Raw genomic sequence first — 15323 nt, forward strand, 5'->3', positions numbered from 1 at the left:
TATATTTTTAAATTATTTTTTAAGTAATTTATTCATAAACAAAGAGTATAGCAGCAGGTTTTAAAAGAATAAAAATAGTTATGAAAATAGAAAAAGAACATATCAAATATATTCAAGACGAGTTCGCAACAATGCAATCTCGTGAAGATTTTTTAGATTTGCTAAACTATGCAAAACCATTAATTTATGGTGATAACTATATTCCATTTGAGCTAAAGCAAATTACCTATTATGCCAATCCCAAACGTTCACGTAAAGCCTACAAAGAATTTCAAATAAAAAAGAAATCTGGAGGTGTACGTACTATTTACGCCCCGGAAAATGGTTTAAAAACAATTCAGAAAACAATAGCTTTAATCTTGCAATGTGTTTTTGAACCTCACGAGGCAGCTAAAGGTTTTGTAATGGGTAAATCGATTGTAGACAACGCCAAAGATCACGTTGGGAAAAACTATGTGTACAATATCGATTTAAAAGATTTCTTTCCAAGTATAGATCAAGCAAGAGTTTGGGCATGCTTAAAATTAGCCCCATTTAATCTAATTGATCAGAAGACTTCTAAAGAATTTGATTTTAAAAAGTTAGAAACAGGAATTAGAAGATTTACAACAGAATTTGATGAAGAGATTTTTTATCAATTAAAAGGAGGAACATTTTTACTTGTAAATGATAAAAAAGGGAATTACAAAGCATATCAAAAAAGATTAAAAAAACTTGATAAAGATGTATTTAAAGACGCAGCAAAATATATTACTACGGATGCCAATTTAAAAGAGTTAGAAAAGCTTACCGTTCACAGAGAAAAATTAGCAAACATGATTGCATCTTTATCTTGTACAAAAATGCAAGTAGAAAGAAAAGATGAAAATGGTAGCTGGGTAAAAGTAATACGAAACGTTTTACCACAAGGAGCGCCTACTTCACCGGTGTTTTCTAATATTATTTGTCAAAGATTGGATAAAAAACTTTCTGGAGTTGCCAAAAGATTTCATTTAAATTACACTCGTTATGCAGATGATATTACCTTTAGTTCTATGCATAATGTATATCAAGAAAATGGTAAGTTTTTAAAAGAACTAACAAAGGTTATTAAAGGTCAAAACTTTGACATTAAAGAGAGTAAAACACGTTTGCAAAAAACAGGGTATAGACAAGAGGTAACAGGTTTAATTGTAAACGATAAAGTTAATGTAAGAAAAAGGTATGTAAAGCAGGTTAGAATGTGGTTGTATTACTGGGAAAAATACGGCTACAACAAAGCGGAGTCTATTTTTTTGAAAGACTATTTTATTGATAAAGGTCACGTTAAAAATGCAAAGCCCAATTTTGGAAATGTACTGTCAGGAAAATTAGAATATTTAAAGATGGTAAAAGGATTTGAAAATACTACCTATTTATCTTTGAATAAACGTTTTGAGAAACTTCTTGGGGTAATCGATCCAATAGAAAGAATTTTAAACGAATGGGAAAATAACGGAATAGATAGCGCTATGAAAATTTATAAAACAGATATTCATGAGTAATAAATTTCAATTTATACAGACCTTTCTTGAAAACGAGAAATTGAACTCTTCTCAAAAAGAACGGTTTTTGAAGTTAGTTTCTAAAGAGTTGAAAAAGTCCTCTGAGTCAGATGCGCAAGTTTTGGAGGAAATTAGGTTGATTAAAAAGAAATTGGACATAGAAACTCCTTTATACGATAAAAAAGAACCTTCATTGGATTTAACATTAAAAGAGCTATTGAATGAAGATGATCTAAAGAAAATAAAAAATAAAAAAAATCTGAGTTTTAAGGATCAGGTAATTAAATCTAAATTAGAGGGAAATAAACAGGACTTTGAGGTTAACGAAAATGTTACCGATTTCGTCACTAAATACGATTGGGTTCCAAGTTATGTAAATCCAGCAGGTATTTATAAATATTTGCTAGATTATAATAATAACTTAATATTAAAATCAACTTGTCATAAAATTGACAGTAATGAATTAAAGATAATAAACGAACATTGTGGTGTTGAGATCTATGATTTTAATAAACACTTGTTGATAATAAATGAAGCTTTTGAAATTCATGATAAAAAGTATGCACCAGCATTTATTAAAAGTTTTATAAGGCTTTATTTAACAGGCAAAGATTTCTATGGGAATGAAATTGGGGCTATAGTAAAGGGTAAAAAATTAGGTTGGACAGAAGATACAATTGAATTTAGTTGGTCAAATGAAGAATTAAAAAAATGGGCCGAAAAGAATGTTACAATGCCGCCTTGTCCTAGTGAAGGACTTGCAAGGAAACATAAAAATTTAGGATTTGAATTTGAAGGTACAATCGAAAATTCTTATAAGAGAAACATCTCAACTTTTAGCAAACTAATTATACATTTTAAAAAAATGTTTCATATAAAATCTGATAATGCTTTAAGAAACTTAATAATTCAACAAAATGAAATTAAAGAATGGAATGATAAAATTGAATTTATTATAAATGAAGAGGATTTTCCTTTAAATATAGAATTATTCACTTATGTTGAAAGAGTTGTTCAAGCATATAACAAAATAATAGAATTAGCACTAGAAAAAGCAACGGGAAAACCTAAAATTAAGCTCACTTTTCAAGAAGACGAAAAGGTTGTTGAGTTTAAAATCCACCATTTAAATAATCGATTTTCAAAATCAAATATTGGTATAAAAGAAAGGCTTCATGGTCAGGTGTATAAGAACATAATTATTAATCAAATTAACGGCCTTTGTGATTTATTCGTTCATGCAGATTTAGACCAAAATAATTTTTTTAGATTTAATGTTTGGGATGAAAATTATAATAAAAAAGAACTTAGTAAAAACCCTTTAAGTATTGTAACATCTAATACGCCTATTCATGGTGTAATACATATTCTGAGATTTAAAAAAAAATAAAACACTATGGTTTATCTGATTGATGATAAAAAAGAAAGACAAGAAAATGACTATAATTGGACTTTTAGTAAACTTAGCAATTACAAGGAAATTTTACACCCAATTTATAGTTTAGAGGAACTTCAAGGTAATAGTAGTAAGATTTTTAAAGAAGCTAAAGTGATTTTGTACCATGAATCTTTTATCGATAAATCTATTTTAAGTGATGAAGCTGCTCAAAAAAGAAAAGAGTTGACAGATTATGCACAAAGAGAAAACAAATACTTAGTTTATTTTAGTGGGGGTAGTGATACTCGATTATTGGAAAGGAATATTGCACATGTACCAGATTTTATATTATATCAAAACCTTCATGTTTTTTTAAATGCTTATAAGAACAACGATTTAAATTTAAATTATTTATTATTTGGCTCTGATCCTAAATTAGAAGAAAAACTAAAAGTTAGGCAATTAGAATTAATTCAAGAAACGGAAAAAGAAGAAATAAAAGAAGTAAAAGGAAAACAAAATCTTTTTTTAAGACCTTTAGATGACTTTATTTCTAATCCAATTATAAATTCAGATAATGAAACACTTTGGGAAGCTTCGGATGATTATTTGAATGAATTTATAGAAGAAAATTTAAATGAGAAACCATATGATAATATTTTTATTCCATTATGTTTCGGAGATACATTATCAGATTTTAATGGGTTAAAATTAGCTATATATTTAAGATGTTGTAATACTATAAATCAATGTTCTAATATTTATATATATGGCTTTGTGGGATTTAGTTCTTTAGTGAATCACTCGTACTTTGATGTTTTAAAGACAAAGAATGTTGAATTGATAGACTTTTCCAAAAAATCGATACATCAATCAGCTATTTTATTTAAAAATAAAATTCAAGAAAATGAGCTTTCTAAGGAAATATCAAAAATAAAACTAAGTCCTCCTAAAAAATATTTTGACTCACATAGCGTTGCAAATGAATGGGCTATTTATAGATGGTCAAAAACGATAAATGTCTCTGCTGAAAAGATTGAAGGTATTGAAAACAAGATTGAAAGTAACTTGTACTTTAAATATTTAAAAACAATATATCCAATAAATAATGCTAATGTTATTAGTGGTGATAAGCTAAAAATAAACTATTCAGGAGATCCTAAAGTACTTTATATTGATGATGAAGCCGAAAAAGGATGGGAAGAAATCTTCGCTGAATTTTTTGGAGATAAAAACAACATATATTTTGATTATTTAATTGAAGATTTTAAGAATCTTACTCAAGATCAATTAATAAAATCATCATTGCAGAAAATTAAAGAAGATGATATTGATTTAGTTTTACTGGATTTTAGGTTGTTACCAAGTGATTTTATTACAAAAAATTTAGAAGAAGTAACTGGTGTTAAGCTATTAAAAGAAATAAAGGAGTTAAACTCTGGAATTCAAGTGATAATCTTTTCAGCAACGAATAAAATTTGGAATTTACAAAAACTTCAAGATGCTGGTGCTGATGGTTTTATTTTGAAAGAATCTCCAGAAAATAGTTCTGATATTAATTTTACTAGTCGTTCAGTTATAAGAATGATTGAGTTAATTGAAGATTCATTACGTAAATCATTTTTAAAAAGGATTTATGATCGGCTTAAGCCCTTGTTAAAATTAGTAGATTCTTCAATAAAGAAAAAACCTAAAAATTATAACTTAAATATTCAACAAACATATTTAATAAAATATCAAGATTATTTAGTTTCGGCAGATTATATTTTAAGAAAAAGCACTGATGAATTGAAATTTAGTTTTTTACAATTAGTATTAATTGTGGAAGATATAATTAAGACGTTTTATATTTCAGATTCCATAGGTGATCATGCCGTAGAAGTTTCTTTATATGAAAAAGTAAAATGTGTTACTTTTCAGAATGAATCCCTAGTATTATCCTTAAAACCAAAAGGCGGTAATAACTTTAGTGAATTTTCACATGAAAATATGGTTTTAGATAAGGATTTAGGCAAGAAAAACTATCTAATGTTTAATAATAAGTCGGATAGAATTCCTTTTAATTATAGACTTCACTGTGTATTATACTTTAAATATGAATTATCTTTAGAAGAGTGTTCTGCATTTTCAAATTTATATAGATTACGCTCAAGTTCTGTTGCGCATATGGGTGATAATAAAGTTGAATTTATTGACTTGGAAAAAGTAATAAAACTATTAGATATTCTAATAAGTTAATGTATGCAAATACCTTGCATACCTACATCGCAACTTTGTAGCATAATTAGTAATCGAGATAAAAATGCAACTAAAAGCGAAATTAATAGAATGTTTGCCAGTTCAAACAGGAACTAGTAAAAACGGAGAATGGAAAAAACAAGATATTATTGTAGAAACCTATGGACAGTACCCAAAAAAGGTTTGTATAACTATATGGGGAGATAAAATCAATCAGAATATTTTACAAGTAGGAAAAGAGCTAATCATAGATTTCGAGATTGAAAGTAGATCTTATAATAACAGATGGTATACAGATGTCAAAGCTTGGAAAATTAAACAAGCAGAAAGTACCATAGAAAATATAAAAAATGATCCAACACCAGTAAGTTTCGATGAAACTCAAATAGAAGAGAAAGAAGATGATTTACCATTTTAATAACTTGTAAAACTAATTAATATGAAAATAGGTAGCTTTTTCCAAAATATCAGTTTGAATAACGACCAGCTTAATACGTTAGAAAAATTGGACGCTTTTTTAAAAAGTGATAAAAATATTTTTATTCTTCAAGGATATGCAGGTACAGGTAAAACTACTTTAATTAAAGGGGTTGTAAAATATTTAGAGAATAGTAGTCAACTATTTAATATTATGGCTCCAACTGGCAGAGCAGCTAAGGTTTTAAGAGACAAAACAGGTTTTGGAAGAACCATACATAGTAGCATTTATAAGTTAGAAGATTTAAAAGCAATCAATCCAGATTCAAAAGAATTGGCAGACCATAGCGTGCGCTATGTCTTCCCAATTGATTTGGAATCAAAAGATCAAAGAGTGCTAATTGTAGATGAAGCTTCTATGATTTCTTCAAAAGAATCTAAAAACGAGCTTTTCGATTTTGGCACAAACTTTCTGTTAAACGATTTGTTAACCCATACTTTTTCAACAAATAAAAATAATAAAATTATTTTTGTCGGAGATCCTGCTCAGTTGCCTCCAGTTGGCGATAATCAATCCAAAGCTTTAGAAATTAACTATTTTATTGATTTAGGATATTCCTGTGCTTTTTCAGAACTAAAACAAGTAATGAGGCAAGATGATAATTTAATTTTAGAAAACGCCAGTAATATAAGAGATCTTTTAAATGAAGCTTCAAGAAATACTATTGAACTAAAATACGACCAAGAGAGTTTTATAAAGTTAGATACTAATGACGTTGTAAGTCAGTTTACGAATTTGTATCCAAATCCAGAAATTGGTGACGGAATTATAATTTCCTATTCAAACGCTCAAAGTTATCATTATAATTTTGCAATCAGACAGATTTTGTTTCCTCAGAATAAAGATATTGTTCCAGGAGATATCATTATGATTAATAACAATAATCAGTATTCTTATAAGACAGAGTTGTTTAATGGTGATTTAGCTAAAATTGTAGCGGTTTCACAGCATTTAGTTGAGCAATCTGCGCCTGTATGGATAGTTAAAGACGGAGTTAGAGTCAAAGAAATTATAAAAATAAACTTCAGAAAAGTTTATTTTAGGGTTCCTCATTTTCAGGAAGATATTGATTGTTATATTATTGATGACTTACTAAATAGCATCGACAGAGATTTGACCTTAGACATGACAAGAATGTTATATATTAATTTTGTGATGCGTTTTAATGCAGAGCAAGAAAAAAAAGAGGAGAAATTTAAAGTTGGTTCAAAAGAGTTTAAAAATGCATTGATTAAAGACCCATTTTATAATGCTTTAAGAATTAAATATGGGTACGCAATTACTTGTCATAAATCTCAAGGTGGTGAGTGGGATAAAGTTTTTGTAGATTATTCTGGAAGGGCAGGTTTAAATAATGATGCATTGAGATGGAGCTATACAGCTACAACAAGGGGTGTAAATACGGTTTACGCAATTAATTCCCCACATTTAACATCATTTAGCAAATTAAAAATTTCAGAGATTACAAATGGTGGAAAAATTCCAAACAATGCACTTTCCTTAGATCATATAAATATTTCACCTTTTCATAATGGTGCACAGCACAAAGCAAAGAGTTTAAAATATTGGGAAGTAAAAGAAAAATTAGAAGCCACAAACTATAAGATTATTAATGTTGAGTCTGGTGAGTTTTTAGAAAAATACACCATTAGTAATTATAGAAATGAAGTATTTAAATTGCAAGCAAGTCACAAGGGTTCAGGACATTTTGTAAATCAATTTGAAGTGGCAAATAAAAAAGGGGCAACTGAAGAAAAAGAGTTAGAAGAGATATTTAATTTAAATTATACTTCAAAACTTTCACTAAACTACACCCCAAGTGCTGCGTTTTTAGAGTCATTTTATTTTAGAATGAGAGTATGTTGTCAAGAACTAGACATTTCAATTACCAATATCGACGAGCAAGTAGAGAAGTCTTTTGTAAATTATTTTTTAAGAACGGATAGTATTTGCTCAAATATTCAGTTTTATTTCAAAAAAAATGGTAGTTTCTCAACAGCAATGCCTAAAACATTTAAATGTAATGATGATAAAAAATTGCAATTATTAATTGAAAAATTAGAAAAAGATGCCAGCTAAAGAAATCAAAGAATTAAGAGATTCAGGAAAATTAGAAGAAGCTTTGGCTATGGCGCAAAGTGAATTAGAAGCGAATCCTGAAAATATTTGGGGAAAAAGAAATTTAGCATGGGTGTATTATACATTCTTAAAAAGAGATCAAGGGAGTCAAGATGCTTTTTTACCAATGATTTTAAAAGTTCTTGAATTAAAATTACCAGAAGATGAAGTGATGTTTTATGAGCAGATTTGTTGGATGATTGGTGGGCATATTTTTAAAATATCAAAAAGTGAATTAAGTAATATTGATAAATTCAACGCAGTAAATTTGATTTTTAATTCAATAAAGACATTAAAATTTGAGCAATCAAAAGGACATAGCTTTTTGTTAAAATCATTACACAACGCATTTAAAGAAGTTTCTTCAGAAGGGCAATTTAATTCGGATAATTTATTAATGTCTTCAAAAAGTTATTTAGAACTTTTTCAATGGGCAGGATTTGAAAGTTTTTTAGATGAAGATTATGAACCTTTCGAAATGAATGGTAGAAAGATTATGTCTTTTGTTGAGCAAGTTATTATTGGGTACTCTAAAGTTTTATTAAAAGGTGAACGTATAAATACTAATGGTTTTATTAAAGCTATAAACGAAGAAAAAACAGATGATTTTTTATTTTTCATAAATTCTGTAATAGATAATCATCCAGCGTTTCAATACTCGTTATATTATAAGTCAAAATTATTATTAGCATTAGAAAGATTTGACGATGCTAAAAAATCATTAATTCCTTTTGTGAAAAAGAAAAAGAATGATTTTTGGGTTTGGGACTTATTAGGAGAAGCATATTCGAATGACGCTGATGTTCAGGTTGCTTGTTTATGTAAAGCATTAACATTAAACACTAAAGAAAGTTTTTTAGTAAAGGTTCATCAGAAACTAGCTGATTTGTTGGTTGATAAGGAATTGTATAATGAAGCTTCTGCAGAAATCATAAATTCTATTTCCATTAGACAGAAGAATAATTGGAAAATTAATAATGAATTATTAAAATATACACATCAAGAATGGTTCGCAAAAGATGTACATAAAAATGAGAACAAACGATTCTATATTGATCAAGCTGTTCTTGCAGAAGAGCTATTGTATAATAATCATGAAGAAATAGTTGTTGTTATAGATTTTGTAAATACCAATAAAAAGGTCGTAAACTTTATAAAGGATAAAACAACCAATGGGTTTTTCAGCTACAAGCATTTAAAAATGAACCCGAAAATAGGAGACATTTATAACGCAAGATTAAACCCAGTTGGTGTCGATGGATTTTATAAAGTATTAACTTTTAAAAGAAGTCCAAATACTAATGCTGAAGTAATAAAAAATGTTTCAGGGAATTTAAGAATCGCAGTAAATAGAGATTTTGGCTTTATAAATGATAATTTCGTTTCTCCGGATTTAATTAAAAAACACAAATTAAAGAATGGAGATGAAATTACAGGTAAGAAAATATTGTCTTTTGATAAAAAGAAAAATGATTGGGGTTGGAAAGTTTTTGAACTTGATATTTAATACTTTAAAAAATTAAAATCATACAAAACTTTAGAGATGATTAAACTAAATTAAATAAATGAGATTCCCAGTTCCCCCATTTTTTGAAAGAGATAAAGTTTACAACATTTCTGAAGTTGAAACATGGTTTGATGAAAATTGGCAAAAATATAATTGGGTTGCAGATTTATGGCGTTGTAAATATTGTTCTAATAGAAGAAGAAAATTACCCTGTATTTGTAAAGAACCTGATGAGCAATGGAAGTTTTTAAAATTGTATGAAGCCATAGATGAACTGTTAAGATTTCACAGAAAAGAAACATATTTTAAAAACGAATTGATAGAATATAACGAAGCGAAATATTCGGATATTAATTTAAAAATATGGGCTGCTAAAAATGAAAAAATAGGCACTGATGGTTGTGTATCTTTTTCATCGAAATATCTTAAAGAAGGTAAAGATTGTGATAAAACTAGGTCAATAAGAGTTTATGGAAGTTCAGAGTTGGAGTTATTTGTTGTAAATAAAATCAGAGAACAAGCAGGTAGAGGTGGTAATAAAACCAAATTAGATTTTGAGGTGTTCATTCAAAAGCAAGATTTTAAATATACAATTGAATTTATAAAAGTATTCGATGATGTTTTTTGGGTTCAAGAAATACTACCAGAAAGTATTACTAGAATTGAAAAAAAATAGATATCTACCTTATAAATCCCACAACACAAAACCCAATTTATTGAGAAAAACAATAAACTTTTTCTTTTGTGTTGTTCCGCTCGCCAACGCATAGTTGGTTTTATGACACAATACTTGTAGCCAAAGCTATAATGGCACATTGCTTATTTCATTTAAAGTTAATTATTTCTATAAATTGGTACAATAAAAAAGCAAAGAGCCATTGCCAAAGCTCAAACAACTATTTCGCCATAAAACCAACCCCAAGCTAAGTTACATAATGCGCAGTTATAGTCCTCTTTCGTAAACTACAGGGTCTATAACGCCATTATGTAAAATAGCCGCACATCCAACGCGCACATCCGTTATTAATAATAACATTTAGATATTTAAACAACATTCAGTCTTTAATGCATTGTTTTTATAAGTGCTTAAGGGTACTATAAATTCTACTTTATAATTGTATAACTAAAATTAGAAAATTAAAGACAAATTATAAAGCACCTATAAAATCAAAAAAAAAGCCAATAAGAGTAAAACTTTTTATTTGTAAAGCAATGCAGTAAATACCGTTTTCACCAAAAGCAAATGCGTTAAGAACTTTAAAAATAATCATTTAAAAAAGTAAGAATGTAGTAATGTAAAAGAGTAATAGTAGCATTCGCTTTTAATAAAACCTCACAAAAATAGTTAGTACAAATAAAAAGTTACACACTTATTCTCGCTGCTGCCTGCGCACTAGGTACTTCGTCTTTAATTATTTCCACGTAATTGCTTTTTCCATCTAAATTAGTTTGAACTATTCAATTCTTTGGTATCTATTTTCTAAAATAGTTTTGTAGGCTGTTTTCATTTCATCTGATAAAAAAGAACTGTTGATCAATTCTATTGCTTTTGATTTATTTTTAAACATACGTTTAAAAACGCCTTTAATTTGTTTGTCTGTTAAAGCTAAAAACTGTCCCAGTTTTTCAAAGTGTTCTTTTTTAAATTTCTTTTTTTTTCCTCCTAGCGTAAGTGCTAATTCTTCTGTGTCTTCTGGTAAAACAATACACACATTTAACAAGTCATAAGCGGGTGAAAGTATCCATTCAGTAGTATCTTCTATCATCGAAAAATTCTTTAAATGCATATCATTATTCCCTGTTAAAAAGCTAAACAGCGTTAATTCAAAAAAGAAGATTTTATCAAGTAAAGTATTACGTGAATATTGTCCAATAGCTTTTCCTACTTTTTCCATAGAGCTTTTGTATTTATCATAAGCTTCAGTAACCTGAAATAAATCCAACATATGTATTTTTTCTCCTTCAGTAGTTCTATCAATTCTTTTAGTGATATAAGCAAGTTCTCCAGAAGCAAGTCGTATCAAGCTAGAAGGCACAACGTTCAATCCAAAGGCAGCTGCAATTCTCATTGTCAAATGTTCATTTTCTGGTATTTCTCTAAATTGTGGAGTAGGTGGTTTAAAAATATAGTGTCCTCCCAAGGCCCCAACCACTGTAAGTCTTGGGGTTTCTTTTGTGCTAATATTGTTGTCTAAAGACATCGATAGTTTGGGTTGTACACCTGGTACTGCAATACTTCTTTCTACAACGTTTTTTGCTAAAGTCCCCATGTCTTCAAGACGATATGGAATCTCTGGCGCTTCTTTGGTTCCAAAGAATTCCAAGGCACATTTTTCATGAAAATCAGTTTCAGTGGTCAATGTGTTGTAACAATACAAACAGTTTTTTTTAGACTTCATCGTTTTCTTTTATAGGGATAACACTAACAGCTCCGATACAATTTTGACAACAGGCCAAAAGCAATCCCATACTGTCATTCGCTTTTATTTTCCAGTTTTTTGTAGCAATCTCTAACAACCATCCTTCTGGTATTAATCCTTCAAAAAAAGGAAACAAACGAGCACTTGTATAGGGATCTGTTCTTACAGGCATGTTAAACGTGATAAATTGTTTAGGATAATGGGCTACATAAGAAGCATCATATGTAAAAACAAAATCTCCTTCTGCAGTTTCTAGAATAATACCTGCAAGTGTCTCTTTATAATATACATTACCTTGTCTCATCGTCTATACTTTTTTTTGCTATTGGGGCTAACTCATGACCAAACATGGCTAATACCAAATTCACTTTTTCTAAATTTAAATTGGTTTTACCTTGTTCTATTTTTCTAATAACGGTCAAAGCAACACCTGTACGTTCAGCAAACTCTTCTTGGGTAAGATGTACTTCTTTTCTACGATTTTTAACAAATTCTGATAATAGCTTCATTATATGCTTTTAAATATAAATATAGGCAAATATACTAAATTATATGTATATAGATATAATTTAGTGACTAGAAGTATTTTTATATGCTTTTAGATATAGTAAAAATAATAAGAGAAAAAGAAAAACAAAAAAAAGACAGCAAAACAAATGCTTCCCTGAGCAGCGCACTTGTTTCAGAATCTCGTAATCTCAATGTAAAAAACAACGATATCAAAATTTTGTCATTGTAAATCCATCGCTATTAGCCTATAAAGGTCAAGCCCTTCGGGTTTTGAAAAAAATCTCCACCAACTAAAAAATTCAGTATTAAAAAGTCAACAGGCTAGTGGTTGGTAGTATTTTTCTCAAAAACCTTGATAGTCTAGCCTCACCATTTAAAAAACAGCTTTCTTTTTGTTGTTTTCCTTTCCAAAATTTTATGGGCAAAAAAATAGCAAAAGAATCTGAACCTTAAAAATGGATACTTATGCAAAATTTTGAAATCAAGACACATCAAATCGGACGCACATAAAAAGCGCCACATTTTTTTATTTTAAACAAAGGGCTAAATAGCGGAAAACCGCTAGACAAACCTTGTCCAAATTGCTTTGTAATTACTGTAAAAACAAAAGCAAAAAGAGAATCCCTGTATTATTTGTGTTTATCCTTAAAAGTAGGGCAATTCTTTGCCTATTATTTAAAAGGATCAGTGATTCCTTTTATTGGTATCTCAGATGCTAAAAAAGTAATCAATACTGCTTTGCAAAATTATGAAGCACAACAATGGCAAATGAAAGTTGAAAAACTCAAAAAGATTACAGCTTTTGAAGAAAACTTAAAACAGCAGTTGTCAACCATTTCAAAATTAAAAACTGCGCTACTAAGAGCATAGGTTCAGCAAACAACGAACAACCAACAACGAAAAACGAATAAATGAAAGTAATCATAGCTGGAAGCAGAAACTTCATCAATTATCATGAATTAAAAAAAGAATGCAACCAATTCCTCCTGGATAAAAAAAATATCGAAATTGTATCGGGTGATCATTATAAAGGAGCTGACAAATTGGGAGTCTAGTATGCGAATGAAAAAGGTTTTAACATTGTGAGATTTCCTGCAGAATGGAACAAATTCGGAAAAGCTGCAGGACCCGTAAGGAATAAAGAAATGGCAATATATGCAGACGCATTAATTGCTTTTTGGGATGGAAAGAGCAGAGGTACTAAGAATATGATTCAGTTGGCAAAACAAAATGGATTGTTATTGAAAGTTATATTGTTTTAAATCATAAAAAAAGCCCGATCGTTAGATCGAACTTTTATTTTCCTGAAGCTTGTTCTGAATTTATGTCAGAATCTCACAGGAACTATTCAGTAAAGGTTACCACATCCAAACTGAAACGTTGTCTTGAATTTATTTAGGGATCTTTTTAATGATTCTAAAATTTTCTTTTACGTTTTGTAATTTTTTTTAAGAGTAGGGAAACTATAAAACTGACAGTTGCTCCAACCACTGCTAAAATAATAGTCTTTACAATGTCTTGAGTAAAAATAACAGGACTTACACTTAATAAAGTTCCAGATGCAGTTCCAACTTTTAAGTGAAGGTCTGTTCTCATGGTCCTGAATTCTTTTTAGTATTATTTTTTAATTCTTTTTCTTCGGTATCTTTAACCGTAACTTGACTCACTGCAGATATAACACCCCCAGCAACAGCCACATATCCTGCAACAGTGATTACTGCAGCTGGCAATGTAATGGGGGCAGCCAAAAGACTTCCACTAACTGCTAATAAAGACAAACCAATGGTTCTTAAAACTCTAAAAAATTTTGGTGTGGGTGCTTTTGCACGTTCTTGAATGTTCATGATAAAATAGTTTAAATGAATAATTGACTTCTAAAATAGGATAGGGAAGAGGTAATTCTCAATTGCACGTGTGTATTTTTAGCAAGTGCTGGTAAAACCAAACTCGTTAATTTATGGAATGCTTTTCTTGACGAATTTCCTTTTCCAATCCCTGTATGATTACTTACAGGTGCAATACAGCCTTCTAATTCTTTAATCGCATCATTTGCTGGATGCAATAAAATCAAACTTCTACCAGGTACATCTTGCAAGTGGATATGATGTTTAAATTTTTGACTGTAGCGTTTCTGTAAAGTATATAAACCTTCAGGAACACAAGAAATGTTTCTTTTATTCTGAATCCAGGGAAGTTCTATGGTATAACATACAAACTGACCAAGGTAAAGAAGTATTCCTTGTGTGCCTTCAGGAAAATAGGTTCTGTGTAAAACAAATACCATTATACACCTCCATCTACTTTTACCAAAGAAAGCGCATTGTAGGCTCCGTTTTTCAAAGGATACATTTGCCCGTTTACTTCTTGATAAAATTCAATACCTAGTGCTAAAAACAACGGATGTGTGCTATTTGCAGTCACAGCATTACTTAAGTTGATGACAGCTGTAGCAGTGGGATCCCATGGTAAAATGGCAGTTTCTGAAGTTGCAACCACAGAAGTTTCATTCTCAAAATCAATTTCTGCCCCTCCAGAAATTACTTTAAAATGAGTTGTACCATTAGGCGCTGCAATCATATTTGCAGGTGTAAAACTTGGAATGTCAATATCCAAAGTTCCTGCTGCACGATCAATAGCTCCAGTATAAGCAGCAAACAAACTTGTACCTAGTTTTCCATTAATATTGAATTCAAAATCAGTCAATAATTCTGCTTCTCCATCAATAACATTTCTTAATCCACGTAAATTGACAGTATCTGCCTGAATCACTTTTATCATAGATTTGTGCAATCTACTTACCATTCTATTATCAGATGCATTTAATAAGAGTAAACGCATGGCAACTCTTAACACTTTACCGGCTTTTCCTGCACGTCCAAACTCAGAACCATTTTCTCGAGTTCTTTGAAATGCAGGATCTGATGCTATTCGTTTGGCATCAATACCTCCTTTTTCTCTCGCCAAATGGCCGTCTTTTGTTTTGTAAAAAGTAATACCTCCAATAGTACCTTTTAATTTAATAATTCCTTTTTGTCTTGCCATAATTTCTAAATTTTAATGATTATACACTCAAATATTAAAGGTTTTTGTCAATAAAAAAAGGAGTGCTTGTTCCAAATGTCAGTCACTGGTACAAATGGCAGCCAGTGTC

General features: G+C 29.6%; 17 protein-coding genes. 10 read left to right on the forward strand and 7 right to left on the reverse strand.

Translation table 11 applies throughout. From position 1 onward, the window contains the following. Positions 1 to 80 precede the first annotated feature (80 nt). From P161_RS18470 to P161_RS0112210, 7 genes are all read left to right on the forward strand, one after another. Positions 81 to 1523 carry a reverse transcriptase domain-containing protein gene (locus tag P161_RS18470; RefSeq protein ID WP_051605734.1) on the forward strand — a complete coding sequence of 481 codons (1443 nt, stop codon included), beginning with the start codon at positions 81 to 83 and terminating at the stop codon, positions 1521 to 1523. Then, the gene (locus P161_RS0112185; RefSeq protein ID WP_026777253.1) at positions 1516 to 2913 is read left to right on the forward strand and encodes a hypothetical protein; all 1398 of its coding nucleotides are present in this window, start codon (positions 1516 to 1518) and stop codon (positions 2911 to 2913) included. The genes P161_RS18470 and P161_RS0112185 overlap by 8 nt, the downstream gene beginning before the upstream one ends. A gap of 159 nt (positions 2914 to 3072) precedes the next feature. Continuing rightward, the gene (locus tag P161_RS0112190; RefSeq protein ID WP_197026347.1) at positions 3073 to 5139 is read left to right on the forward strand and encodes a response regulator; all 2067 of its coding nucleotides are present in this window, start codon (positions 3073 to 3075) and stop codon (positions 5137 to 5139) included. Between the two features lie 64 nt (positions 5140 to 5203). Next, the gene (locus P161_RS0112195; protein ID WP_026777255.1) at positions 5204 to 5557 is read left to right on the forward strand and encodes a DUF3127 domain-containing protein; all 354 of its coding nucleotides are present in this window, start codon (positions 5204 to 5206) and stop codon (positions 5555 to 5557) included. 21 nt (positions 5558 to 5578) lie between these two features. Continuing rightward, a complete protein-coding gene (locus P161_RS0112200; RefSeq protein WP_026777256.1) occupies positions 5579 to 7696 on the forward strand; it encodes an ATP-dependent RecD-like DNA helicase in 2118 nt (705 codons plus the stop codon). Then, positions 7686 to 9242 carry a hypothetical protein gene (locus P161_RS0112205; RefSeq protein WP_026777257.1) on the forward strand — a complete coding sequence of 519 codons (1557 nt, stop codon included), beginning with the start codon at positions 7686 to 7688 and terminating at the stop codon, positions 9240 to 9242. The genes P161_RS0112200 and P161_RS0112205 overlap by 11 nt, the downstream gene beginning before the upstream one ends. Positions 9243 to 9300: 58 nt before the next feature. Then, positions 9301 to 9918, forward strand: a complete 618-nt coding sequence (locus P161_RS0112210) for a hypothetical protein (protein WP_026777258.1) — start codon at positions 9301 to 9303, stop codon at positions 9916 to 9918. Positions 9919 to 10696: 778 nt separating this feature from the next. Here the strand turns inward: P161_RS0112210 and P161_RS0112220 are convergent. The 3 genes from P161_RS0112220 to P161_RS0112230 are packed head-to-tail and all read right to left on the reverse strand — an operon-like array spanning position 10697 to position 12171. Next, positions 10697 to 11641: a HipA domain-containing protein gene (locus P161_RS0112220; protein ID WP_026777259.1), complete on the reverse strand. Its 945-nt coding sequence runs from the start codon at positions 11639 to 11641 to the stop codon at positions 10697 to 10699. Then, the gene (locus tag P161_RS0112225) at positions 11631 to 11966 is read right to left on the reverse strand and encodes a HipA N-terminal domain-containing protein (protein ID WP_026777260.1); all 336 of its coding nucleotides are present in this window, start codon (positions 11964 to 11966) and stop codon (positions 11631 to 11633) included. The genes P161_RS0112220 and P161_RS0112225 overlap by 11 nt, the downstream gene beginning before the upstream one ends. Then, on the reverse strand, positions 11953 to 12171 hold the full coding sequence (locus tag P161_RS0112230) for a helix-turn-helix domain-containing protein (RefSeq protein ID WP_026777261.1): 219 nt from the start codon (positions 12169 to 12171) through the stop codon (positions 11953 to 11955). The genes P161_RS0112225 and P161_RS0112230 overlap by 14 nt, the downstream gene beginning before the upstream one ends. A gap of 83 nt (positions 12172 to 12254) precedes the next feature. On the opposite strand from P161_RS0112230, the gene P161_RS19510 reads away from it, so the two are divergent. From P161_RS19510 to P161_RS19755, 3 genes are all read left to right on the forward strand, one after another. Next, positions 12255 to 12401 carry a hypothetical protein gene (locus P161_RS19510; RefSeq protein ID WP_155810459.1) on the forward strand — a complete coding sequence of 49 codons (147 nt, stop codon included), beginning with the start codon at positions 12255 to 12257 and terminating at the stop codon, positions 12399 to 12401. Between the two features lie 458 nt (positions 12402 to 12859). Continuing rightward, positions 12860 to 13042: a hypothetical protein gene (locus tag P161_RS19935; protein WP_026777262.1), complete on the forward strand. Its 183-nt coding sequence runs from the start codon at positions 12860 to 12862 to the stop codon at positions 13040 to 13042. A gap of 212 nt (positions 13043 to 13254) precedes the next feature. Continuing rightward, the gene (locus P161_RS19755; RefSeq protein ID WP_197026348.1) at positions 13255 to 13434 is read left to right on the forward strand and encodes a hypothetical protein; all 180 of its coding nucleotides are present in this window, start codon (positions 13255 to 13257) and stop codon (positions 13432 to 13434) included. A 154-nt stretch (positions 13435 to 13588) separates the two neighbouring features. On the opposite strand, the gene P161_RS0112250 is transcribed toward P161_RS19755, so the two are convergent. From P161_RS0112250 to P161_RS0112265, 4 genes are read right to left on the reverse strand one after another with little or no spacing between them, the layout of a single operon-like run. Next, positions 13589 to 13768, reverse strand: a complete 180-nt coding sequence (locus P161_RS0112250) for a hypothetical protein (protein WP_026777263.1) — start codon at positions 13766 to 13768, stop codon at positions 13589 to 13591. After that, entirely contained in the window at positions 13765 to 14016 is a 252-nt protein-coding gene (locus P161_RS0112255) for a hypothetical protein (RefSeq protein WP_026777264.1), read from the reverse strand. Before P161_RS0112255 ends, P161_RS0112250 begins: the two co-directional genes overlap by 4 nt. Before the next feature lie 11 nt (positions 14017 to 14027). Further along, on the reverse strand, positions 14028 to 14456 hold the full coding sequence (locus P161_RS0112260; protein WP_026777265.1) for a DUF5675 family protein: 429 nt from the start codon (positions 14454 to 14456) through the stop codon (positions 14028 to 14030). After that, a complete protein-coding gene (locus P161_RS0112265; RefSeq protein ID WP_026777266.1) occupies positions 14456 to 15214 on the reverse strand; it encodes a hypothetical protein in 759 nt (252 codons plus the stop codon). The genes P161_RS0112260 and P161_RS0112265 overlap by 1 nt, the downstream gene beginning before the upstream one ends. Between the last annotated feature and the right edge of the window lie 109 nt (positions 15215 to 15323).

Origin of the sequence: Polaribacter sp. Hel_I_88 (assembly GCF_000687935.1) — a bacterium.
GTDB lineage: Bacteria > Bacteroidota > Bacteroidia > Flavobacteriales > Flavobacteriaceae > Polaribacter.